General features: G+C 68.1%; 19 protein-coding genes. 15 read left to right on the top strand and 4 right to left on the bottom strand.

Going from position 1 to position 22,093, the window contains the following annotated elements:
• Positions 1 to 35 precede the first annotated feature (35 nt).
• The 9 genes from MRBLWO13_RS04085 to MRBLWO13_RS04045 all read left to right on the top strand — a co-directional run bounded on the left by MRBLWO13_RS04085 (position 36) and on the right by MRBLWO13_RS04045 (position 10,810).
• Positions 36 to 1,352, top strand: coding sequence for a glycine betaine/L-proline ABC transporter ATP-binding protein (locus MRBLWO13_RS04085; protein ID WP_341976527.1), 1,317 nt, complete (start codon positions 36 to 38; stop codon positions 1,350 to 1,352).
• Positions 1,349 to 2,299 (top strand): ABC transporter permease subunit, encoded by a 951-nt coding sequence (locus MRBLWO13_RS04080; protein ID WP_341976526.1) that lies wholly within the window; start codon positions 1,349 to 1,351, stop codon positions 2,297 to 2,299. The genes MRBLWO13_RS04085 and MRBLWO13_RS04080 overlap by 4 nt, the downstream gene beginning before the upstream one ends.
• Entirely contained in the window at positions 2,292 to 3,218 is a 927-nt protein-coding gene (locus MRBLWO13_RS04075) for a glycine betaine ABC transporter substrate-binding protein (RefSeq protein ID WP_341976524.1), read from the top strand. Before MRBLWO13_RS04080 ends, MRBLWO13_RS04075 begins: the two co-directional genes overlap by 8 nt.
• A 91-nt stretch (positions 3,219 to 3,309) precedes the next feature.
• Positions 3,310 to 4,401 (top strand): substrate-binding domain-containing protein, encoded by a 1,092-nt coding sequence (locus MRBLWO13_RS04070; protein WP_341976522.1) that lies wholly within the window; start codon positions 3,310 to 3,312, stop codon positions 4,399 to 4,401.
• 100 nt (positions 4,402 to 4,501) lie between these two features.
• Entirely contained in the window at positions 4,502 to 5,806 is a 1,305-nt protein-coding gene (locus MRBLWO13_RS04065; protein WP_341976521.1) for a sugar ABC transporter substrate-binding protein, read from the top strand.
• Positions 5,807 to 5,873: 67 nt separating this feature from the next.
• Positions 5,874 to 6,803 carry a sugar ABC transporter permease gene (locus MRBLWO13_RS04060; RefSeq protein WP_341976519.1) on the top strand — a complete coding sequence of 310 codons (930 nt, stop codon included), beginning with the start codon at positions 5,874 to 5,876 and terminating at the stop codon, positions 6,801 to 6,803.
• On the top strand, positions 6,800 to 7,714 hold the full coding sequence (locus MRBLWO13_RS04055) for a carbohydrate ABC transporter permease (protein ID WP_341976518.1): 915 nt from the start codon (positions 6,800 to 6,802) through the stop codon (positions 7,712 to 7,714). Before MRBLWO13_RS04060 ends, MRBLWO13_RS04055 begins: the two co-directional genes overlap by 4 nt.
• Positions 7,711 to 8,715, top strand: a complete 1,005-nt coding sequence (locus MRBLWO13_RS04050; RefSeq protein WP_341976517.1) for a hydroxyacid dehydrogenase — start codon at positions 7,711 to 7,713, stop codon at positions 8,713 to 8,715. The genes MRBLWO13_RS04055 and MRBLWO13_RS04050 overlap by 4 nt, the downstream gene beginning before the upstream one ends.
• A gap of 52 nt (positions 8,716 to 8,767) precedes the next feature.
• Positions 8,768 to 10,810, top strand: coding sequence for a hypothetical protein (locus MRBLWO13_RS04045; protein ID WP_341976516.1), 2,043 nt, complete (start codon positions 8,768 to 8,770; stop codon positions 10,808 to 10,810).
• Positions 10,811 to 10,839: 29 nt separating this feature from the next.
• Here the strand turns inward: MRBLWO13_RS04045 and MRBLWO13_RS04040 are convergent, their stop codons facing one another.
• Both MRBLWO13_RS04040 and MRBLWO13_RS04035 read right to left on the bottom strand, forming a co-directional pair.
• Positions 10,840 to 12,108 (bottom strand): ATP-binding protein, encoded by a 1,269-nt coding sequence (locus MRBLWO13_RS04040; RefSeq protein ID WP_341976515.1) that lies wholly within the window; start codon positions 12,106 to 12,108, stop codon positions 10,840 to 10,842.
• A 5-nt stretch (positions 12,109 to 12,113) separates the two neighbouring features.
• A complete protein-coding gene (locus MRBLWO13_RS04035; protein WP_341976514.1) occupies positions 12,114 to 12,779 on the bottom strand; it encodes a response regulator transcription factor in 666 nt (221 codons plus the stop codon).
• Between the two features lie 137 nt (positions 12,780 to 12,916).
• On the opposite strand from MRBLWO13_RS04035, the gene MRBLWO13_RS04030 reads away from it, so the two are divergent.
• Genes MRBLWO13_RS04030 through MRBLWO13_RS04015 form a run of 4 tightly spaced genes read left to right on the top strand, consistent with a single transcriptional unit; the run spans position 12,917 to position 16,747 of the window.
• The gene (locus MRBLWO13_RS04030; protein ID WP_341976513.1) at positions 12,917 to 13,675 is read left to right on the top strand and encodes a hypothetical protein; all 759 of its coding nucleotides are present in this window, start codon (positions 12,917 to 12,919) and stop codon (positions 13,673 to 13,675) included.
• Positions 13,672 to 14,730, top strand: coding sequence for a peptidoglycan-binding protein (locus MRBLWO13_RS04025; RefSeq protein WP_341976511.1), 1,059 nt, complete (start codon positions 13,672 to 13,674; stop codon positions 14,728 to 14,730). The genes MRBLWO13_RS04030 and MRBLWO13_RS04025 overlap by 4 nt, the downstream gene beginning before the upstream one ends.
• Positions 14,730 to 15,542 (top strand): ABC transporter ATP-binding protein, encoded by an 813-nt coding sequence (locus MRBLWO13_RS04020; protein ID WP_341976510.1) that lies wholly within the window; start codon positions 14,730 to 14,732, stop codon positions 15,540 to 15,542. The genes MRBLWO13_RS04025 and MRBLWO13_RS04020 overlap by 1 nt, the downstream gene beginning before the upstream one ends.
• The gene (locus MRBLWO13_RS04015) at positions 15,539 to 16,747 is read left to right on the top strand and encodes an ABC transporter permease (protein WP_341976509.1); all 1,209 of its coding nucleotides are present in this window, start codon (positions 15,539 to 15,541) and stop codon (positions 16,745 to 16,747) included. Before MRBLWO13_RS04020 ends, MRBLWO13_RS04015 begins: the two co-directional genes overlap by 4 nt.
• Positions 16,748 to 16,833: 86 nt before the next feature.
• On the opposite strand, the gene MRBLWO13_RS04010 is transcribed toward MRBLWO13_RS04015, so the two are convergent.
• The gene (locus MRBLWO13_RS04010; protein WP_341976508.1) at positions 16,834 to 17,472 is read right to left on the bottom strand and encodes a response regulator transcription factor; all 639 of its coding nucleotides are present in this window, start codon (positions 17,470 to 17,472) and stop codon (positions 16,834 to 16,836) included.
• On the bottom strand, positions 17,460 to 18,692 hold the full coding sequence (locus MRBLWO13_RS04005) for a sensor histidine kinase (protein WP_341976507.1): 1,233 nt from the start codon (positions 18,690 to 18,692) through the stop codon (positions 17,460 to 17,462). Before MRBLWO13_RS04005 ends, MRBLWO13_RS04010 begins: the two co-directional genes overlap by 13 nt.
• Before the next feature lie 108 nt (positions 18,693 to 18,800).
• Here MRBLWO13_RS04005 and MRBLWO13_RS04000 point away from each other — a divergent pair, with 108 nt between their 5' ends.
• A complete protein-coding gene (locus tag MRBLWO13_RS04000) occupies positions 18,801 to 19,571 on the top strand; it encodes an ABC transporter ATP-binding protein (RefSeq protein WP_341976506.1) in 771 nt (256 codons plus the stop codon).
• Positions 19,571 to 22,078 (top strand): FtsX-like permease family protein, encoded by a 2,508-nt coding sequence (locus MRBLWO13_RS03995; protein ID WP_341976505.1) that lies wholly within the window; start codon positions 19,571 to 19,573, stop codon positions 22,076 to 22,078. Before MRBLWO13_RS04000 ends, MRBLWO13_RS03995 begins: the two co-directional genes overlap by 1 nt.
• The last annotated feature ends 15 nt before the right edge of the window (positions 22,079 to 22,093 follow it).

Below are 22,093 nucleotides of genomic sequence, written 5' to 3'. Positions count from 1 at the left end.
AGCAGGCGCGCATCACTGCGCGCCGCAGGGGAAACGTGTCCGAAACCGCACTTGAAGCGCGCCATCTGTACAAAGTGTTCGGGAGGAATCCGAACCAAGCCGTCCGTCGGCTGAAATCCGGCGAGAGCCGAACCGACATCGCGGATGCCGGAACCGCAGCCGTCATCGACGCGAGTTTCACCGTCAATCGCGGTGAGATCTTCGTGATCATGGGTCTGTCCGGCTCCGGTAAGTCCACCATCATCCGCATGCTCAACGGCCTGCATGAGGCCACCGACGGATCCGTCACCGTGAACGGCGACACCATCACCGGCATCCCGACATCGCGCCTGCGCGAGATCCGTCGCGACCGCATCTCGATGGTCTTCCAGCACTTCGCCCTGCTGCCCCATCGCACCGTGGCAGCCAACGTCGCCTATCCGCTCGAGCTCAAGGGCACGCCCCGGGCCGAGCGGCTCGCCAAGGCCGAGGAGATCCTGACTCTCGTCGGACTCGCCGGCCAGGGCGACAAACTGCCTAGTGAGCTCTCCGGCGGCATGCAGCAGCGCGTCGGCATCGCCCGCGCTCTCGCGGCCGACAGCGACATCCTGCTCATGGACGAGGCATTCAGCGCTCTCGACCCGCTCATCCGTCGTGAGATGCAGGAGCAGCTGCTCGAACTGCAGCAGAAACTGCAGAAGACGATCGTGTTCATCACGCACGACCTCAACGAGGCGATGTTCCTCGGCGACCGGATCGCCGTGATGCGCGATGGCCGCATCGTGCAGATCGGCACCCCGGAGGACATCCTGACCGACCCGGCGAACGACTACGTCGAGCAGTTCGTGCAGGACGTCGATCGTGCCCGTGTGCTCACCGCCGCGAACGTCATGGAGCGCCCTCGCCCTGTCGTCGCCGCGACCGCCGGCCCGCGTACGGCGCTGCGTCAGATGCGGGACGCCTACATGTCGGCGACGTACGTCGTGGATCGCGACCGTCAGCTGGTCGGCATCGTCACCGATCGGGATGCCGTCAAGCTCGTCCGTAAGGGAGTGACGACGCTCGAATCGATCATCAAGCCTGTTCCGCAGGCGGTGAACGAGGACGAGGTGCTGATGAACCTGTTCGTCCCGTCGGTCGAGTCGCCCGTGCCGCTGGCGGTGACGAACGCCGATGGACGCCTGGTGGGTGTCATTCCTCGCGTCACCCTGCTCGCAGCCCTCGGCCCCGGGCCCGGCGCGACCGGCGAGCTCACGCTCCCGCTCTTCCCGATGCCGCAGGCCGAGATCGACGCCGTGCTCGATGACGGCTGGACTGCTGAGGCGGCGACCGCCTCAGGAGCCCAGGCCGCGAACGAGGGGGCGACGCGATGAACTTCCATCTCCCCATCGGAACGTGGGTCGAATCCGGCGTCGACTGGATCAAGGACAACCTCGACGGCCTGCTCGACGTCATCTCCTTCGTCGTGACCTTCCTCGTCGAGGGACTCACTTTCCTGCTCCTGCTGCCGTACTTCTACGTCGTCATCGTCGCCGCAGCGCTGATCGCGTGGCTGGTGCGATCGTGGCAGCTCGCCATCGGCACGGTGATCTCCTTCGGGCTGATCGTCGCAATGGGCCTCTGGGTTCCGGCGATGCAGACGCTCGCCCTGGTGCTCGTCGCCGCGGTGGTCGCGGTACTCATCGCGATACCGCTCGGCATCTGGTCCGCGCGCAATTCGACGGTGCGCACCGTGCTGAAGCCGATCCTCGACTTCATGCAGACGATGCCCGCCTTCGTGTATCTGATTCCCGCGATCGTGTTCTTCAGCATCGGTGTGGTTCCCGGGCTCGTCGCGACGGTCATCTTCGCGCTGCCTCCTGGCGTCCGCCTCACCGAACTCGGCATCCGCGGAGTGGACTCGGAGACCGTCGAAGCAGGTCAGGCGTTCGGCGCGAAGCCGGGTCAGATCCTGCGGGGCATTCAGCTCCCGCTCGCGATGCCGACGATCCTCGCCGGCGTCAACCAGGTCATCATGCTCGCCCTGTCGATGGCCGTGATCGCCGGCATGGCCGGCGCCGACGGCCTCGGGAAGATGGTCGTCGAGGCGATCTCGACCGTGAACATCGCCAAGGGCGTCGAGGCGGGGCTGGGTGTCGTGCTCATCGCCGTCTTCCTCGATCGCGTCACGGCGGCACTCGGATCGCTGGGCAAGAACCCGGCGTCGCTGCTCGGAATGCTCGCACAGCGTCGCTCGGCGCAGCGCGCGGCCGCGGCATCCGCTCTGCTGGCGGATGCGACCCCGGTGCACGTCGAAGAGAAGGAGCTGCAGAATGCGTAAGAACAGACTCATGAGCATCGCGGCGCTCGGCGCCGTCGCATCCCTCGCTCTCGCCGGCTGCGCGACCGACGGGGCGGGCGGTACCAGCGACCTGACCGGAGGCGGCACCAGTGGTGCGACCGGCGCCAAGGGCACGATCACCCTGGGCTATCTGCCGAGCTGGACCGATGGTCTCAGCACGGCCTACCTGATGCAGGATCAGCTCGAGAAGCTCGGCTACGACGTCGAGATGAAGACGCTCACCGAAGCCGGCCCGCTGTATGCGGGCCTGGCACAGGGCGACGTCGACCTCTACCCTTCGGCGTGGCCAGAGCTCACCCATGCCGAGTACATCGAGAAGTACGGTGACGACATCGAGGATCTCGGCACGTACTACGCCAACGCCAAGCTCACGATCGCGGTTCCGGAGTACTCGGACATCGACTCGATCGAGGATCTCGCCGGCCGCGGGGGCGACGTCGGCGGCAAGGTCATCGGTATCGAACCGGGGGCCGGGCTGACGGCGCAGGCAGGCGAGATGCTCTCGGCGTACGGCCTCGACGGCGAGTACACCCTGGTGACATCGTCGACCGCGGCCATGCTCACCGAGCTGAAGGCGGCGACGGAGAAGCAGGAGGACATCGTCGTCACACTGTGGCGGCCGTTCTGGGCCAACGATGCCTTCCCGGTGAAGGACCTCGAAGACCCGAAGGGCGCGATGGGCGAGGCCGAGGGGCTGCACTTCCTCGGTGCCAAGGGCTTCGCGGCAGAGTTCCCCGAGGCGGCCGAGCTGATCGAGCAGATCAAGCTCGACGATGAGCAGTACGGTGCGCTCGAGGATCTCGTGGTCAACGAGTTCGGCGAGGGCAAGGAAGCGGATGCCGTCGACGCGTGGCTCGAAGAGCACGGCGACCAGTTCGACTGGGTCGTCAGCGACTGAGGGTTGCTGCTGGGTGACGCGTGAGGCACGGTGATCCGGACCGGGCTATGTTGGGTTCTGTTGTAATCGAAAGATCCTGACGGAGGAGCGGATGACCGCAGCTGCACGCCACGATGCGATCCTCCGAGAACTCGAACTCCGTGGCTCGGTGCAGAGTTCGTCGCTGGCGCCACGCCTCGGCGTCACGCCCATGACGCTCTGGCGCGATCTGGTCGTGCTGGAGGAACGAGGTCTGCTGGCGCGCGTGCACGGCGGAGCGATCTCGCTCGCCGTGGCCCAGCAGCAGGCGGCGCATACGCAGGGCTCGGTGGCCAGGGCGCGGCCCGTCGCGACCATCGGCATGATCGTCCCGACGACGAACTACTACTTCCCCGAAGTGATCCGCGGAGCGAGCCAGGCCGCCAGGGAATTGAACTGCCGCCTCGTCGTGGGCGCGACGAACTACTCGCCGGAAGAGGAGTACCGCCAGGCCGAGCGTCTCATCGCCAGCGGCGTCGACGCGCTCATGATCACTCCGCATGATGTGATCGTCGACCGATCGCCGCTGCAGCGGATACTCGAACAGGCCGATGTGCCCGTCGTCATGGTCGAGCGGTCGGTGGATGAACACATCGCGGGCCGGCTCGAGTGGGTGCGCACGGATCACGCGCACGGCGCCGAAGTGGCGGTTCGGCATCTCGCCGAACAGGGGCACACGGGCATCGCGCTCGCGGCGAGACCTTCGGCCACGGTCGCGGGCCTCGACGCGGGATTCCGGCGTGCCATGGGCGAGATCGATCAGGAGTCCGCCGTTGCGCTGCGTCATGACCTGGCGCGACCGCCCTTCGGTGAGAGCGCCGAGATCGCGGAGTTGGACGCTCTTCTCAGCACGTGCGTCGAGCAGGGTGTGACGGCGGCCATTCTCCTCGGTGACTCCGATGCCATGGCGTTCGTGGATCTGGTGCTGGAGCGGGGTCTCCGCGTGCCAGAGGACTTCGCGGTCATCGCGTACGACGACGAGGTCTCGGCGTTCGCGGCTGTGCCGCTGACGGCCGTCGCCCCACCGAAGCACGAACTCGGCCACGCGGCTCTGCGGCTCTGTGTCGACCGTCTGAAGCAGGTTGCTGGCACGCCGCACACGATCGTGCGCATGGCCTTGCTTCCCTCGCTGGTGGTCAGGGAATCCACCGTCCGCGCCATCTGAATGTTAGGTTTTGTTAGAAAGTTAGCAATCGTCTAGGTTAATCTCCGCGGGTGTCGAATGATCGAAGGGCACGGTCAACGATTCAAAGGAGAACCCGCCGATGTCCCTGCGTCGCACCCTTACCGCCACTGGCGCCCTTGTGGTCGCCTCCGCCCTGCTCGCCGGCTGCGCCGGCAGCGCCACCCCGGTCGAGACCGAGAAGACCGAGAGCGCTCCTCCCGCCACCGGTGAGGTGACCTTCTGGTCCTCGCTGAGCGGCATGGCCGATGTCGCCGCCGCGTTCAACGCGAGCCAGGATGACATCACGGTCAACTTCGAGGAGATCCCCAACGGCGCCAACGGAGGCTACACCAAGCTCTCCGCCGCCATCGAGTCCGGCAGCGGCCCCGACGTCGTCGGCATCGAGTACGACCGTCTCCCCGGCTTCGTCGCGGCGGAGCAGCTGAAGTCGGTCGACGAGCTCGTCTCGTCTGACATCCTCGGCGAGTACGACGAGCAGGTCCGCTCGCTCGTCTCCTTCGGAGACGCGGCCTACGCGCTGCCGTACGACGCGCCGCCCATGGTCATCTGGTACCGCCAGGACGTCCTCGAAGCCGCCGGCGTCGAGGTCCCCACCACCTGGGACGAGTTCGAGGATGCTGCACGCGCCGTCAAGGCCGTGAACCCGAACGCCTACCTCACCAGCTTCTTCACCAACGAGCCACAGCTGGCTCCGATGTCGTGGCAGGCCGGTGCCGAATGGTTCGGCGTCGACAGCGATCACTGGAACGTCGCGATCGACGACAAGAAGTCGAACAAGGTCGCCGAGTACTGGCAGCGCCTCATCGACGAGGGCCTCGTCAAGAAGCAGCTCGGATTCAGCGACGAGTGGACCGCTGACCTCAACAGCGGCGTGGTCAACGCGTGGGTCGGCGGCTCCTGGAGCGCCTCCGGTCTGAAGACCCGCACCGAGGCGGCCGGCCAGGCCGGAAAGTGGATCGCAGCGGCCCCTCCCACCTGGGACGGCAAGCCCAGCGGCGCGCTGAGCGGCGGCACCGGCTTCGCCATCCCCGCCGACTCCGACAACGAGGCAGCCGCAGCGGTGTTCCTCACGTGGCTCAGCACCTCCAAGGATGCGGTCGAGGCGCGTGGCGCCGTCGGCACCGCGTACCTCGCGTACCCGGGCTTGAACGAGACCGCAGCAGCAGTCGCCCCGACCGACTACTACGCGAACGACATCTACGAGGTGTTCGACGAGGCCTCCGCGAACCTGGGCTCGTGGGCCTGGGGTCCGAAGTACGACCTCACCAGCACCGCGCTCAAGGACTCCGTCACGAGCGCCGCCACCCTGAGTGACGCGCTGGCCGCGACGCAGACCAGCACCGTGGACGGGCTCGAGAAGCTCGGCCTCGACATCACGGAGTAACCGGATCGATCGTGCGGTGGGCCTCTTGACGCACCCACCCCACGATCCCGATCGAAGGGCATCGACGATGACCAGCCAGATCCGTGCGCCGCGGCGCACAATGCGAAAGACGATCCCGGGCACGGGAGGGCGCACCGCCTCGATCTTCCTGATTCCGTTCTTCGCCCTGTTCGCCCTGACGATGATCGCCCCGGTGATCTACGCGATCGGGATGAGCCTGTTCGCGGAGAAGCGCAGCGGCCTCGGCTTCGGCGGCGCGACCGTCGAGTTCGTCGGTATCGGGAACTACCTCGACGTCCTCGCCGACCGCACCTTCACGGATGGCTTCGGCCGGCTCGCGATCTACTGCATCCTCTACGTTCCCTCACTGCTCGCCGTCGCCCTCGTGCTCGCCCTGCTGCTCGACGCGACCGTCGCCTACGCCAAGCGCGCCTTCCAGCTGCTCCTGTTCCTCCCGCACGCCGTACCCGGCGTGATCGCCGCCCTCATCTGGGCCTACCTGTACACGCCGGGCGTGAGCCCGATCGTGAAGGCACTCGAATCCGGCGGCATCGCCCTCGATTTCCTTTCGGTGCAGCTGGTCCTCCCCTCGATGGTCAACATCGCGGTGTGGGAGTGGGCCGGCTACAACGTGATCATCCTGTTCACCGCCCTGCAGGCGGTTCCCCGCGAAGTGCTCGAGGCCGCGAAGGTCGACGGCGCCGGCGAGATCCGTACCGCGCTCTCGATCAAGACCCCTCTCGTCTGGCCGGCCATCGGCGTCGCCCTGCTGTTCACCGTCATCGGCTCGCTGCAACTGTTCACCGAGCCGAAGATCCTGTCGTCCGCGACGACCGCCGTCACCAGTACCTGGGTGCCCAACATGTGGGCCTATGACGCGGCGTTCAACCGGAACGACCTGCCCCAGGCGGCAGCGGCATCCATCCTGCTCGCCCTGCTCGCCGGCGTCCTGTCCTGGGTCGTCACCCGATTCACCTCGAAGGAGCCGACGCGATGACCACCGTGACCGACCGTCCGAAGACGCGTGCCGCGGTATCCGTGAAGACAGCGCGGAGCCCGCGCCGATCGCGCAGTTCTCGGCACCTGCCCTCCGTCTTCGGAGTCAACGCGCTCCTGATCATCGGCTCCGCCTACATGGTGCTGCCGCTGCTGTGGCTCGTCTTCGCCTCGACCAAGAACGCGGGTGAGCTCTATTCGGGCGACGCCTTCGCCTTCGGCAGCGACTTCCTCGTCAACATCCAGCGGCTGCTCGTCCAGGACGACGGCATCTTCCTGCGGTGGCTCGGCAACAGCATCCTCTACGCCGGCGGCGGCGCGATCGTCGGCGGCTTCATCTCCCTGATGGCCGGCTACGCCTTCGACAAATTCGAGTTCCGCGGCAAGGGGGGACTGTACTCCGCCGTGCTCATCGGCGTGCTCATCCCGAACACGGCGACCGTCATCCCGCTGTACCTCCTCGCGGCGTCCGCCGGACTGACCAACACGATCTGGGCGGTGCTGATCCCGACGCTGTGCAACCCGTTCAGCGTGTACCTCGCCCGGGTGTTCTCCTCCGGTTACCTCCCCGCGGAGACGCTCGAGGCCGCCCGGGTCGACGGTGCGGGGCCGATACGCAGCTTCCTCCAGGTCGGGATGCCGATGCTGATGCCCGGATTCGTGACGATCGCCCTCTTCCAGTTCGTCGGCATCTGGAACAACTTCATGTTGCCGCTGATCATGCTGCAGAACCGCGATCTGTTCCCGTCGAGCGTCGGCATCGCCCTGTGGCAGAGCCAGGTGCAGCAGAACCCCGAGTTCTCCACCCTCGTCATCGCCGGATCGTTCATCTCGGTGCTCCCCCTCATCCTCGCCTTCGTGATGCTGCAGCGCTTCTGGCGCTCCGGCCTGTCCGCAGGGAGCGTCAAGTGAGCCGTCGTCCCCGCATCGCATTCGCGATGGGAGCATCCGTCCGCCAGCGCGTGTTCCCCCCGCATCGCATCGTCGAGTTCGAGCAGATCGCCGACATCGCCGGGTACCTCACGGAGTACGGGTCGGATGCCGCGCGCGACGTGCTGTCGGACGTCGAGGTGCTCGTCACCGGGTGGGGCGCACCTCGCGTCGACGCCGGTGTCCTGGCTGCCGCTCCGAAGCTGGAGGCGATCCTGCACGCGGCCGGGTCGGTGAAGGGCTATCTCGGGCCGGAGGTCATCGATCGCGGCATCGCCGTGAGCAGTGCCGCCGCGGTGAACGCCGTGCCCGTAGCGGAATACACCGTCGCGATGATCGTCCTGGCCGGCAAGCGGGTGCTGCCGATCGCGGCGCGCTACCAGGCGGAACAGCAGGAGTTCGATGTGGAGGCGGCGTTCCCCGGCATGGGGAACTACGGCCTGCGGATCGGGATCGTCGGTGCGTCGAAGATCGGCCGCATCGTCATCGAGATGCTCCACGGCTACGCCTACGAGGTGGTCGTCTACGATCCCTACCTCTCCGCCGCCGAGGCAGGAGAACTGGGCGTCTCGTCCGTCTCGCTCGATGAGCTCCTCTCCACCAGCGACGTCGTCTCGATCCACGCGCCGTCCCTGCCGTCGACGCTGAACCTCGTCGACGCGCGGGGCATCGGCCTGATGCGCCGCGGTGCGACGCTGGTGAACACCGCGCGCGGCGAGCTCCTCGACCAGGATGCGCTCACCCGCCGGGTCCTTGCCGGAGAGTTGTTCGCGATCCTCGACGTCACTGTTCCGTGGGTGCTGGAGCCGGAGCATCCGCTCTACCACTCCGACAACGCCCTGCTGACTCCGCACATCGCGGGGTCGCTGGGGCGAGAACTGGGCAGACTCTCGGGCGCCGTGCTCGACGAGCTCCGCCGCCTCGCCGCCGGAGAGCCGCTCGAATACGAAGTCGAAGCGGGTCTCCTCTCCATCACGGCCTGAAGGCCGGAAGAACCGTAATCATCCCCGTTCAATGAAGACCGAAGGAGTTCACATGTCCCCCTCACAGAACGTCTCCCGCCGCACCGCGCTGCAGCTCGGGCTGTCCGGCATCCTCGCCGCGGGTATGACGGCTGCCACCGTCTCACCGGCGTTCGCGGCCGCGCCGCGCCCTGCCGGGCCGAAGCGTCCGGCGACAGCGCATTCCACCCGGATCACCGACATCGGTCCCGGCGTCATGCAGTACGCGCTGATGAGCGGCGTGATGCTCGACGGCGTCTGCTACATCGGCTCGCGCAACCTGGAGCCGACCGGTCTGATCGCGCTCGACGTCGCCGCTCGCCGCGTCATCCGTTCCACCACGCTGCAGACCGGCCACAGCGTGCAGGCGCTCGCCGTAGACCCGGTCCGCCGGGTGCTCTACGCCGGCATCCTGCAGAAGTCCGGCGGCCCGCAGCCGAACCTCTACCGCTGGGACCTGAACTCCCCGGACTCCGCCGCCGTCGCGATCGGCCGCATCGGCGACCGCGATGTGCGCGACCTCGCAGTATCCCCCGACGGCACGCTGTTCGCCGTGGGCGGCGGCGGCACGGGTGCGCCCGCGCTCTGGCAGTACGACCCGGCGAGCGGGGCGGTCACGAGCCTCGGCGTCCCCAGTGCAGCGGTCACGCTGGCCCGTGCCGTCGCGGCGACCGACACCACCGTGTACTTCGGTGCGGGCAGCACGCTGGGCGGCGGAGGAGCAACCGGCCGGGCGGCGCTGTACGCCTACGACCGGGTGAGTCGCGTCTACACCGACATCACGCCGTCCGAGATGATGCCGGATCCGAGCATCCGCGAGCTCGCCGTGGACGGCGACCGGCTGCTGGTGTCGACGGCGGGCTCCACGCAGCCGACCAAGCTCGCCGCGATCTCGCTCGATGACCACGCCTCGTACAGTGTCGCCACCTCGGTGGGCAAGACGGCGAAGAACTTCGCGGTCCTGGGAGAAGACGTCTTCTGCGCCAACGAGACAGGACTGATCCGCTGGAATCCGGCGCAGGGCTCGCTCGACGCGGTCACCCCCGGCGTCGACCTCGGCGAGATCTGGGGCGTCGACCCGTGGGAGGGCGGCCTCGCCGTCACCTCCGGTTACGGTGTCGTCGTCCACCTCGACGTCGATGGCTCAGTCATCGAGCAGATCGACCTCGGCGAGGCCGGAGCGCCCGTCAGCGCGCAGACGTGCATGGGCATCGCGGTCGGTGCCGGATTCGCGTACGTCGGCGGCAACGGCACCATCGCGCGACACGACCTTGCCGGTGGCGGCGTCACGAATCTGCGGGTGCCGGGGGAGGCGAAGGATGCCGAGGTCCTTGACGGCGTCCTGTACACCGGTCAGTACAGCTCCCAGGGGATCTGGGCGTACGACCCGCGTTCGGGTGAGCCGTTCCGCCGGGCGGCGTCGTTCCCCTCGGCGCAGAACCGTCCGTTGGACACGAACTGGGATGCGGACAACGGACTGCTCCTCGTCGCAGCTCAGGCGGACACCGAGGGCGGCGGTTCGTTGTGGACCTACGACCCGGCGACCGGCGCCAGCACCTGTGCGGTCAATCCGATCGACGCGGTTCAGCTCGTGCGTGCGGTGATCGCTGTCGACGGCGTCGCCTATCTCGGCGGCGACAACGCGCAGAAGACCGGCCCCCGCGGCACGGTCGTCGCGTGGGATCCGGTGGAGGCCCGCGAGCTCTGGCGCATCGAGACCGGGTTGCCGAACGGGATCGCCGCGCTGGAGAGCCACGGCCGCCACCTCTTCGCCCTCACGATCAAGGGCGGGCTCGTCGTGATCGACCGGTCGCGTCAGAAGATCGTGCACACCGCCGACCACGGCGCGCTGGTCAAGGGCTTCGCGGCGCTCAAGGCGGCACGCGGAGTGATCTACGGCGTGTCCGACTCGACCCTTTTCCGGATCGACCCGAAGACGTTCGCGGTGACAGTCGTCGTGGCGGACATCAACGGCGGCTGGTACAGCGGCCCGCACCTCAACGTCGACGAGGAGGGTGTCATCTACACGCTCCGCGGCCGCACGCTCGTCAAGGTCGAGGACTGGCCGCAGTCCTGATCTAGCGGCCGAGGCCTGCGGCGGTGTCTTCAGACGGTCGCCGCGGGTACGCGGAGGGCGGCGATCAGTCCGCCGCCCTTCCGAGCGGTCAGTTGCACCTCGCCGCCGTGGGTCGTCGCGATGCTCTGCACGATGGCGAGGCCGAGGCCGGTGCCGTCCGGCCCCGCGGAGGTGCGACTCGCATCTCCGCGGTAGAACGGCTCGGTGAGCAGCGACAGGGTCGATGCGGCGATGGGCGCTCCGGTGTTCTCCACCTCGATCACCGCGTGGTCGCCCTCACGGCGGCACCGCACCCACAATTCGCCGTCGGGCACGTTGTGACGTACGCCGTTCTCGAGAAGATTGCGCACGGCTCGTGCGAGGAGCACGCCGTCGCCCTCGACCGATATCGCTGCGATGTCGGTGTGCACGAGCACGTCCTGCCGGGCGAGTTCGTCGACCTCGGCCTCGATCACCTCGCCGAGTTCGACGGTCTCGGTGCTCTCCAGACCTGTCCGTGAACGGGCGAGTGTGAGGAGTGCGGTGATGAGGCGCTCGCTCTGTTCGGTGGCGCGGAGCGCACGGCGCATGTTGGGTTCGAGCTCTGCGGGCACGCTGCCCTGCTCCAGGGGGATCTCCAGTGCGGTGCGCGTCGTGGTGAGGGGCGTGCGCAGCTCGTGCGAGGCGTTCGCGACGAATCGGTCCTGTGCGGTGAAGGCCGTCTGCAGTCGGTCGAGCATGCCGTCGATCGTGTCGCCGAGCTCTTTGATCTCGTCGTCCGGTCCTGGCAGGTCGAGGCGACGGCCCAGATCGCGCTCGGAGATGTCGCGCGCGGTGGCGGTGACCTCTCCGATGCGATCGAGCGAACGCTGGGCGAGCCAGAACGCGATGGCGGCGGCGACCCCGGTGAAGGCCACGAGTGTCACGATCGACCACAGCAGCAGCCCGCCGCCGACCTCGTCGGCGAGGAACGTGGACTGCTGCAGCACCGCTCCGCCGATCGTGTCGATCTGCGCGCCCTCGAGGGGAGCCGCCGTCTCCGCTGCGATCGACACCGTGTCGAAGTAGGTGCAACCGGTCGCCGTCGTGCCGTCGATCGTCGTGGCATCCGGGATCGCCGTGTTCTCGACGAGACCGTTCACGTCGGTGAATCCCGGGGTGCCGGAGATCGAGGTCGCCGGCACACAGCTCTGGGCGGTGAACGTGATCGCCGAGGCGAACAACCCCTGCACGACCAGGTACTGCACGGCGAGCAGAGCGGCTCCGGCCGCGATGAACACACCGGTGATGATGATCACCAGCCGCGTGCGAAAACTCATGCGTCTCATGTCGTCCCCATCCGATAGCCGTGGCCGGCGGCGGATTGGATCACCGCTGGTGCCCCGAGTTTGCGGCGCAGCGTGTGCACCACGATCTTGACCACGCCGCGGGTGCGCTCCAGCGGTTCGTCCCACACGTCGTCGAGCAGGTCATCCGAGCTCACGTAGCCGCCCTCGGCCGCGAGCAGCGCCTCCAGCACACCGAACTCCTTGAGGGTAAGCCTCATCGGCACGCCGTCTCGCTCGACGACGCGTCTCATCACATCGAGACGTACTCCGGCGAATTCGAGGACCGCGTTCGGCCTGGCCGAGTTGCTGCGGCGGCTGAGGGCTCGGATCCGGGCGAGCAGCTCCACATAGGCGAACGGCTTGGCGAGGTAGTCATCCGCACCGAGATCGAGCCCCTCGACCCGGTCATTGAGCGTACCGGCGGCGGTGAGCATCAGGATGCGGGCCGGATACTGCTGCGCGACCAGCGTGCGGCACACCGCATCGCCGTTCAGCACAGGCAGATCGCGGTCGAGCACGATCACGTCGATGTCGGACGACGCGGCCGCGCTCAACGCGCTCGAGCCGTCGCGCGCGACATCCACGAGGTACCCCTCGCGGCGCAGGCCATCGGCCAGCGTGTCGGCCAGATCGGCCTCGTCCTCGACCAGCAGCAGCCGCATGGCACCTCCCTCATCCGAGGGTGCATGCGCCGCGGTTAGTTTCCGGTTAGGCGGGCTCATACCGCTAGCAAACCACCGCCTCCATAGAACTGACTGCAGGGTTGCGGACGAGCTGCGACCGCGAGAGAGGGAATGACATGTTCACCGTGAAAGCACGCCGCTCGCTAGCAGCGATCCCCGTCATCCTGACGGTCGTCGCACTCGCCGCCTGCGCGGCACCGGCAGCAGACAAGAAGGACGACGCGGCCAACGACGCCGCTGCCGCCCGATTCGTGACCTGCCTGACCGGCGAAGGTCAGACGGCGAAGATCATCGAAGGCGGTCAGGTCGGCATGCTCATGCCGGACGCCCCGGAAGACAGTCCCCTGGGAACTGTGGATGGCGGTTCCATGGCGTTCGGCGAAGGGGACGGCGAAGACAAGGGCATGACGATGATCTCCACAGACGACGACGGCACGTGGATGGCTTCGACGACGGCCAACGGCTACCCCGAGGAAGGCGGTCAGCGCGAGGCATGGGCGACCTGCGAGGAGAAGGTCCCCGAGTTCGCACAGCCCGAACCCGACATGTCGGGTGCGGAGGCGACGGAGGCGCTCAAGTTCGATGCGGAGGCCATGATCAAGGCGAGCCTGGCGTTCGCCGGCTGTGCACGCGAGAACGGCTTCGCTGACTTCGCCGACCCCGACGCCGACGGGATGCTCCAGCTGCCCGCAGGGATCACTGAAGACGAAGCCCGCGCTCTGCTCACGGCCTGCGAGGACGAGCTGGGGGAGATGCCGCCGTTCATCGATCAGAAGAGCATCGAATCGCTCGACTTCGACTGGTTCGCGGTGATCGGCGAGTTCTTCGAAGGCGGCTTCATGCAGGCGACCGTGATCCCCGAGGGTGAGAAATGAGTCGCCGAGCAGCCTGGATCCTCTCCCCGATCGCGCTCGTGCTGGTGGCGGCGGGAATAGCGCTGGCCGTGCTGCAGCCGTGGCAATCGGCCGCCGAGGCCGCGGACAAGGGTGATGACGGACCCGTCACGGCGCTCGCCGAGCTCACCACTCTCACCTCCGACCTGCGCCTCAACGGCAGCCTCAGCTACGGCGCATCCATTCCTCTCCCCGGTCGTGGCGGAACGATCACGAGGCTGCCGAAGGCCGGGGATGTCATCGGCGTCGGCCAAGCGGTCTACGAAGTCGACGGCAGGCCGGTGATCGCCGTTCGGGGTGAGCGGCCCTTCTGGCGCGACCTGGGTGCCGAGGTGGAGGACGGCCCCGATGTCCGCCAGCTGGAGCAGGCCCTCGCCGACCTCGGATTCGGCACCGATCTCACCGTCGATGACGAGTTCACGAAGGTCACGACAGCGTCGATCAAAGCGTGGCAGAAGTCGCTCGGCGTTCCTCAGACCGGGGTCGTCGCGCTGGGTGACATCGTGGCCATCACGGCCGCGTCGGTGCGCGTCGAAGCGGTCAAGGCGAAGCTGGGGGATCCGGCGAGTTCGAGCCCTCTCACGTACACGAGCACCGGCCTGCGCGTGATCGCCAAGCTCACCGATGCGCAGGCACGAGAGATCCTGCCCGGTACCCCGGTGACGGTCATCCTTCCGGACGGCACGGAGGTGCCGTCGACGATCACCGCTGTCGACGTCGGTGGCCAGCCGACCGAGAAGGAGGGCGAGACCACCCCGCCGACGGCCACTGTCGACTTCACCGACCCGGCGGCGGGGCAGGGGATCGGTCTGCGCGCGGTGAAGGTCGTGTTCGCGACCTCGGAGGTGAAGGATGCCCTCGTCGTGCCGGTCACCGCTCTCGTGGCGACCACAGACGGAGGCTACGCCGTGGACGTGCTGCACAAGAAGGGGAAGGTCGAGCGCGTGGCCGTGGAGGTCGGGCTCATCGCCGACTCCCGGGTGCAGATCGTCGGTGGAGACCTCGCCGAAGGTGATGCCGTGGTGGTGGCGCAGTGATGCCGGGTACCACCGTGTCCACTCCGGCGGTGTCGGGCTCGGTGATGTCGGAGGCGGCGCTCGCGGACATCGTGATTCCGGCTGCCGTCGAGTCGGACACGGTCGACACCGACACCGTGGTGGAGCTCATCGACGTGGTCAAGGAGTACCCGGGCAGCCCGCCGCTTCGAGTGCTGCACGATGTGAGCCTGGCCATCGGGAGCGGCGAGCTGGTCTCGGTGGTCGGGGCATCGGGATCGGGAAAGAGCACCATGCTCTCGATCATGGGCACCCTCGACGATCCCACCAGCGGCACGGTGCTGATCGACGGGACCGATGTCGCCGCCCTCGGCGAACGGGAACGGGCCGCCTTGCGCGCTCGCCGGATCGGTTTCGTGTTCCAGCAGTTCTTCCTGCTGCCGGCGCTCAGCGCGCTGGAGAACGTCGCCCTCGGCTTGCTGTACTCGGGCGTGCCCGCCGCGGAGCGTCTCTCTCGTGCCGCTGTGGCCCTCGAACGGGTGGGGCTCGGCGCTCGCATGAAGCACCGGCCAGGACAACTGTCCGGCGGCGAGCAGCAACGCGTGGCGATCGCGAGGGCGGTGGTCGGAGAGCCGTCGGTGCTGTTCGCCGATGAACCGACGGGAGCTCTCGACTCGAGCACCGGGGAACGCATCCTCGAGCTGCTCACCTCCATCTCGGATGCGGGCACGGCCGTCGTGATCATCACCCACGACTCCCATATCGCGTCATGCACGCAGCGGCGGCTGAACATCCATGACGGCCGGTTGGTGAGCGATACGGCGCTGGTCGATCTCGTGGGGAGCGGACGATGAGGCGCCGAGGCGATCGGATGCCGCGGCTGAGCGTCGCCGACAGCATCCGCACGGCGCTGATCGGCCCGCGCAGCCGCAAGATGCGGACGGCGCTCTCGGCTCTCGGTGTCGCGGTCGGTATCGCCGCGCTCACCGCGATCACCGGCATCGCAGCATCCAACCAGGCCGAACTGCTCGCCGAACTCGACTCGCTCGGAGCCAACATGCTCGTCGTCGAGCCGGGATACGGCCCGGACAACAAGCCGGTTCCGCTGCCGGACACCTCTCCGGGAATGATCGGCCGCGTCGACGGTGTGGAAGAGGTCGGGGTGCTCGAGAAGGTGCCGGAGGGCACCGGCGTCTACCGCAACGACCTCATCCCGGAGAGCCAGGGCAACGGATTGACCGCGTACGCGGCCAGCCCGGACTTCCTCTCGTCGGTCGAGGGTTCCGTGGCGCAGGGCACCTGGTTCGACGATGCCAACCGCTCGCTGCCGGTGACGGTGCTCGGAGCGTCCGCCGCGGCGCGCATGGGCGTCACGGCGCCGGGGGTGCGGGTCTGGATCGGCGAGCAGTGGTACACCGTCATCGGCATCCTCGATGCCGCCGGGCTCGCGGAGAGCATCGACGCGAGCGCGTTCCTCGGCGATCGCTGGGCAGCCGAGCACGTATCGGGCAAGGATGACGACACCATCGCGTCCATCTATGTGCGCATGGCCGACGGCAAGACCAGCGAGGCCGTGCGGGAAGCGGTCGCCCGCGCCGCCAACCCCTCCTCTGAATATGTTCAGGTGAGCGGGCTCGGTGACCTCGCCGGTGCGCGCGAGACGGCGAACGATTCGCTCTCAGGACTCGCGGTCGGCCTCGCAGCGATCGCACTGCTCGTCGGTGGCATCGGCATCGCGAACACCATGGTGGTGGCGGTGCTGGAGCGCCGTGGTGAGATCGGACTCCGGCGCGCGCTGGGTGCGCGGTCGGGCCAGATCGCCGGACAGTTCGTCGCGGAGGCGATCGTGCTGGGGGGCCTCGGCGGCCTCGCCGGGGTCCTGCTGGGAGGTATCGGGGTCTTCGTCTATGCGGCGATCCAGTCGCAGGTCGCGACGATTCCGGTCGCCGTGCTGGTCGGCGGACCGATCGTCGCGCTCGCGGTCGGTGTGATCGCCGGGCTGTACCCGGCAGTCAGTGCGGCGCGGCTGTCGCCGACGGCTGCGCTGCGCACCGTGTGACGGGCGCGACGAAACGCTCCGCCGGAGGGGGGAACACCGGGCGGAGCGTTTCGTCGCGCCCGACGACAGGTGGTGGATGCCGAGGGTCAGCTGCGCAGATACGCCAGCACGGCGAGCACCCGGCGATGCCCGCTGTCGCTGGAGGCGAGGCCGAGCTTCGCGAAGATGTTGCCGATGTGCTTGCTCACCGCGGTCTCGGTGACGAAGAGGCGCCCGGCGATCGTGGTGTTGTCGAGGCCTTCGGCCATGAGATCGAGCACTTCGCGTTCACGCGGGGTGAGGCTCTGCACTGGGTCGTCGGCGCGGCGTCGGCTCATCAGCTGGGAGATCACCTCCGGGTCCATCACGGTGCCGCCGGCGGCCACGCGGCGCAGCGCATCCACGAACGACGCCACCTTGCCGACGCGCTCCTTGAGCAGGTAGCCGAGCCCATCGGCTCCGGCCGCGAGCAGCTCACCGGCGTACCGGTCCTCGACATAGGCCGAGAGCACCAGCACGGGGAACCCGGGACGACGCGATCGTGCCTCGGCAGCAGCCTTCAAGCCCTCGCTGGTGAAGGTCGGCGGCATCCGCACGTCGAGCACCGCGGCATCCGCGTCGTCGAGGTGGGTGAGGAAGTCGATCCCGTTGTCGACGGTGGCGATGACATCGAAACCTTCGCTGCGCAGCAGGAGAGCGAGCCCCTCGCGCAGCAGGGTGTCGTCTTCGGCGATCACGATCCGCACAGCAGCTCCGCTCTCATCTGAGTCGGGCCGCCGGCCGGACTCGTCACTGTCAGGGTGCCCTCGAAGGCCTCGACGCGCCGTCGAATGCCGGCGATCCCCCCACCGGGGCGCTCGGTGGCACCGCCGCCCCCGTCGTCTTCGACGTCGATCAGCAGACGGTCGTCGTCGCGCGAGACCCGCACCACCACGTGGGCGGCCTCACTGTACTTGTTCACATTGGTGAGCGCTTCGGCGACGACGAAGTAGCTCGCCGACTCGACCGCGGCCGGTACCCGACGCACATCGTCGATCTCGAGGGTGCACGGAACGACGCTCCGCCCGGCCAATGACGCCAATGCTCCTTCGAGCCCCAGTTCGTCAAGGATCGGGGGGTAGATGTCGTGCACGGTGCGACGCAGACCCGCCAGCGCGTCGGTCGCGGCATCCTGCGCTCGTCGGAGCGGAGCGAGGGCGTCGCCCGCGCCGGTCTCGAGTGCGCGCTCCGCGAGGCCCAGCATCATCACCACGCTGACCAGCCGGTTCTGTGCGCCGTCGTGCAGGTCGCGTTCGATGCGACGCAGTTCTGACGCGTGCGCGTCGAGGGCCGCCGCGCGGCTGAGGGTCAGCGCATCCACTCGTTCGGCGAGGAGCGTCTTCGGGGGAGCGGCGAGCAGCCGCGCCGAGATCCAGGTGAGCAGCTGCGCGACGGCGGGGATGAGCCACCACGAGACGACCGCGTAGGCGAGCGAGACGAGCGGCATGGTCGCCGCGAGCTCCCACGATGTCACTGGGTACGGCGCTGTGATGGGATCATCGGCCGGTGCGAACTGCCAATAGAACATGACGGCGAGCGAGTTGACAACGCCGAACGGGATCAGCACCGTCGTGAGCGTGATGAACAGCACCGGCAGCGCATGAACGGTGAGCCACAGCGCATCGCGGCCGGCTGAGCGCGAGAACGCGAAGCGCAGTCGCTCGTCGATGGTCGACCTGTTCGGCAGCACACTGGCGGATCCGAAGATCTGCTCGCCGCGGCGTTTGCCGATGCGGTCGCGGGCGATGTCGCTCCACCAGCGCAGAGCCTTCACCGCCTCCGGCATCAACAGCACTCCACCGGTGATGAGCATGATCGGCAGCAATGCGAGACCGAGGCAGAACAGGATCACGGAGACGACGGACGCCCCCGCCTCGACGGCGACGAATCGCCAGTCGCGCAGCCAGCGCCGCATCCGTTCACCCATCCTGCAAGTCTGCCGCAGCGGACGTCCTCGCACGGTATAGCCAGCACCACCATCGATGCGGTGTTCTGCTGGATGGGGCCGCCGTTCGAACCTTTCTATCGTCGAAGCATGACTTCACTTCTTCCCGGTGCCGCCCCAGCGATGCCGCAATCCACCGAGGCCCTGCGTCTTGAATCCGTCGTCAAGAAGTACGGTTCCGGCGCCAACGCCGTCACCGCACTCCGCGGCGTCAACCTCACTCTCGGGCGCGGCACCTTCACCGCGATCATGGGACCGTCCGGCTCCGGCAAGAGCACGCTGCTGCACTGCGCGGCCGGTCTCGACACTCCCAGCACGGGAACGGTCCGTCTCGGCGGAACCGAGATCTCGGGGATGCGGCGCAAGGCGCTCACCGCGTTCCGACGGGACCACGTGGGCTTCGTCTTCCAGGCGTACAACCTTCTTCCGGCGCTGTCGGTGGAGGAGAACATCACATTGCCGCTGCTGCTCGCTGGCCGTTCCGTCGAGCGAGCATGGCTGGACTTCCTCCTCGAATCCGTCGGCCTCGCCGATCGCCGTGACCGTCGGCCCTCCGAGCTCTCCGGCGGTCAGCAGCAGCGGGTCGCGATCGCCCGTGCGCTCGTCACCCGTCCCTACGTCGTCTTCGGCGATGAACCCACTGGCGCCCTCGACTCGCGCTCCGGCAAGCAGGTGCTCGACCTTCTCGCGCACACCGCACGCGAACTGGATCAGACGGTCGTCGTCGTCACCCACGACCCGGTGGTCGCCTCGCACGCCGATCGGGTGATCTTCCTCGCCGACGGCGCCTTCGCCGGTCACCTCGACGGAGCGAGCCCCGCGCAGATCACCGACCGCATGAGCGCGCTCGGGGAGTGGTGATGGCGACCACTCACCTCGGCTTCGGCCGACTCGTCCGCGCCGATCTGCGCCACAACCCGGGCAGCTTCGTCGGCGTCGCCGTGTCTGTGCTCGTGGCCACGGCCCTCATCACGGGTCTCGGCGTTCTCGTCGAATCCGGCATGCGCGGGGGACTCGCCCCCGAGCGCTACACGAACGCCGATGTCATCGTCGGCGGCAGCCAGGCCGTCGATGTCCCGGAAGACCTCCCGGTACCGCTCGTCGAGCGGGCATCGCTTCCGGACGACGCGGCCGACGCCATCGCCGCGCTCCCCGGTGTCGAGGCGGTCGTCGCCGACGTCACGGTCACGCTCGCCTCGGATGCAGGTCCCATCGAGGCGCATCCGTGGTCGACATCCGCTCTGAGCGGCTTCGAGATCAGTTCGGGCAACGCACCATCGGGGCGTGACGAGGTCGTCGTCACCGCCTCATCGACCGCCGGTCTCGGCGATGTGCTGACCCTGTCGCACGGCGGCGACCGCGCCGAGTACCGCGTCGTCGGCATCGCGGATGCCGCGACCGAACCGGTGCGAATCGGGCACGTGTTCCTCAGTGAGGCCCGCATCGCGCAGCTCGACTCCGGAAACGGCGACGCCCAGATCCTCGGCGTCTTCGCCGCTGACGGCACGACGCCGCAGGCTCTGGCCGACGCCATCTCCGAACGATTCCCCGAGGTCACCGCGCAGACGGGCGCCGGCCGGGGCGATGTCGAGTTCCTCGATTCCGGGGCGGCGCGGGCATCGCTCGTCTCCATCGGCTCCGCCTTCGCCGGCACCTGCCTTCTCGTGGCGATGTTCATCGTCTCGGGCACGCTCTCGCTGTCGGTGCAGTCGCGCCGCCGCGACTTCGCTCTGCTCCGTGCGGTCGGGGCGAGCTCCGCACAGGTGCACCGCCTGGTCGCACGAGAGGTGCTGACGGTCTCGGCGATCGCAGCGGCGATCGGCATCGTTCCCGGATACTTCCTCGCCACCGTGCTGCAGGGCGCGTTCGTCCAGGCCGGAGTGATCCCCGGTGACTTCGCACTCGCTGCGAGCCCGATTCCGGCCGCCGTCGCAGCGCTGCTCGTGCTCGGCGCTGCGTGGGGTGCGGCTCGGATCGCTGCCAGCCGTCCGGCGAAGATCGACCCGATCGAGGCGCTGCGCGAATCGGCCACCGGGCCGACATCGGTCAGCCTCGGACGCATGATCACCGGAATCGTCTTCGCGGCTGCGGGCCTCTCGATCTCGACGGTGCCGCTCGTCGTGCGCGGTCAGAGCGCAGCGGGTGCGGCGGCGGGGGCATCGATCATCCTGATCATCGCGCTCGCGCTGCTCGGGCCTGTGCTGGTGAGCTTCACCGTGCGCTTCATCGGAGCGGTGCTCCGGAAGACGTCGGCGGCGGGGTTCCTCGCTTCTGCGAACGGCACGGTCAATGCGCGCCGACTGGCCAGTGCGATCACTCCGATCGCCTTGGGGATCTCGCTGGGGCTCGTCCAGCTCGGCGCCCCCGCCATGATCGCCAGCGAGGCGAACGCCCAGATGCAGGCGGGTGTGATCTCCCAGCTGCGGGTGAGCGCACCCGGCGGGCTGTCGGATGAGGGCATCCAGGTGATCGAGGAGCAGGCCGGAGTCGTCGCGGTCAACCCGGTCACGGTGAGCCAGGCCGTTCTCGATCATCACGAACTCGGAAAAGAGGAGATCACCCGCACTGCGCTCGTGCTGCAGGGCATCGATACGGATGCCGCGGAGAGCACGATGGATCTTCAGGTCAAGGAGGGCTCTCTGGACGCCCTCGCCGGTGCCGGTGAGGTCGCGCTCAGCACGGATGCCAGGCAGACCCTCGGTCTCGATGTCGGCGACACACTCGTCGGACGCTTCGGCGACGGGGTGCCTTTCGAGTCGGAGGTGGTCGCGATCTACGGACGTGGACTGGGATTCGGCGACATCACGATGTCGGGCGAGGTGGTTCGCCAGCACACCACCAGTGCGCTGAGCGGATTCGCCCTGGTCAACGCGGGTGACGACGTCGAGAACGTGCGCACCGCACTGACGGATGCCGGATTCGTGGTCGGCGGTGGCAGCGGAGCCCAGGCGGCGGGTGCCGACGGGCGCTCGCAGCAGGGCTGGGTGAACGCGGTCGCTCTGATCGTCATCCTCGGCTACATCGCGATCGCCGTGGTGAACACGTTGATGATGGCGACCGGTGAGCGGTCGCGGGAGTTCGCACTCCTGCAGCTGATCGGTGCGTCCCGCCGTCAGGTGCGCGGCATGATGCGCACCGAGGCGGTGATGCTCGCGCTGATCGCGATGGTGTTCGGTGTCGCGATCGCCATCCCGCCGCTCATCGGAATGAGCATGGGGATCAGCGGGCAGCCGATCCCGACGCTGCCGCTCCTGCAGTCGCTGGTCGTGATCGGTTCGATGTGCGCTCTCGCGCTGGCGGCGCTGGCCGTGGCGACGCGCTCGGCGATGCGAGGTCGACCGGTCGAGGAGATCGGTTCGCGGCAGTAACGCACGAACGGCGCG

Origin of the sequence: Microbacterium sp. LWO13-1.2 (assembly GCF_038397725.1) — a bacterium.
In the GTDB taxonomy this organism is placed as follows: Bacteria; Actinomycetota; Actinomycetes; order Actinomycetales; family Microbacteriaceae; genus Microbacterium.
The sequence above is the reverse complement of the archived record's forward strand: the minus strand, read 5'-3'. Positions and strand labels throughout refer to the sequence as shown.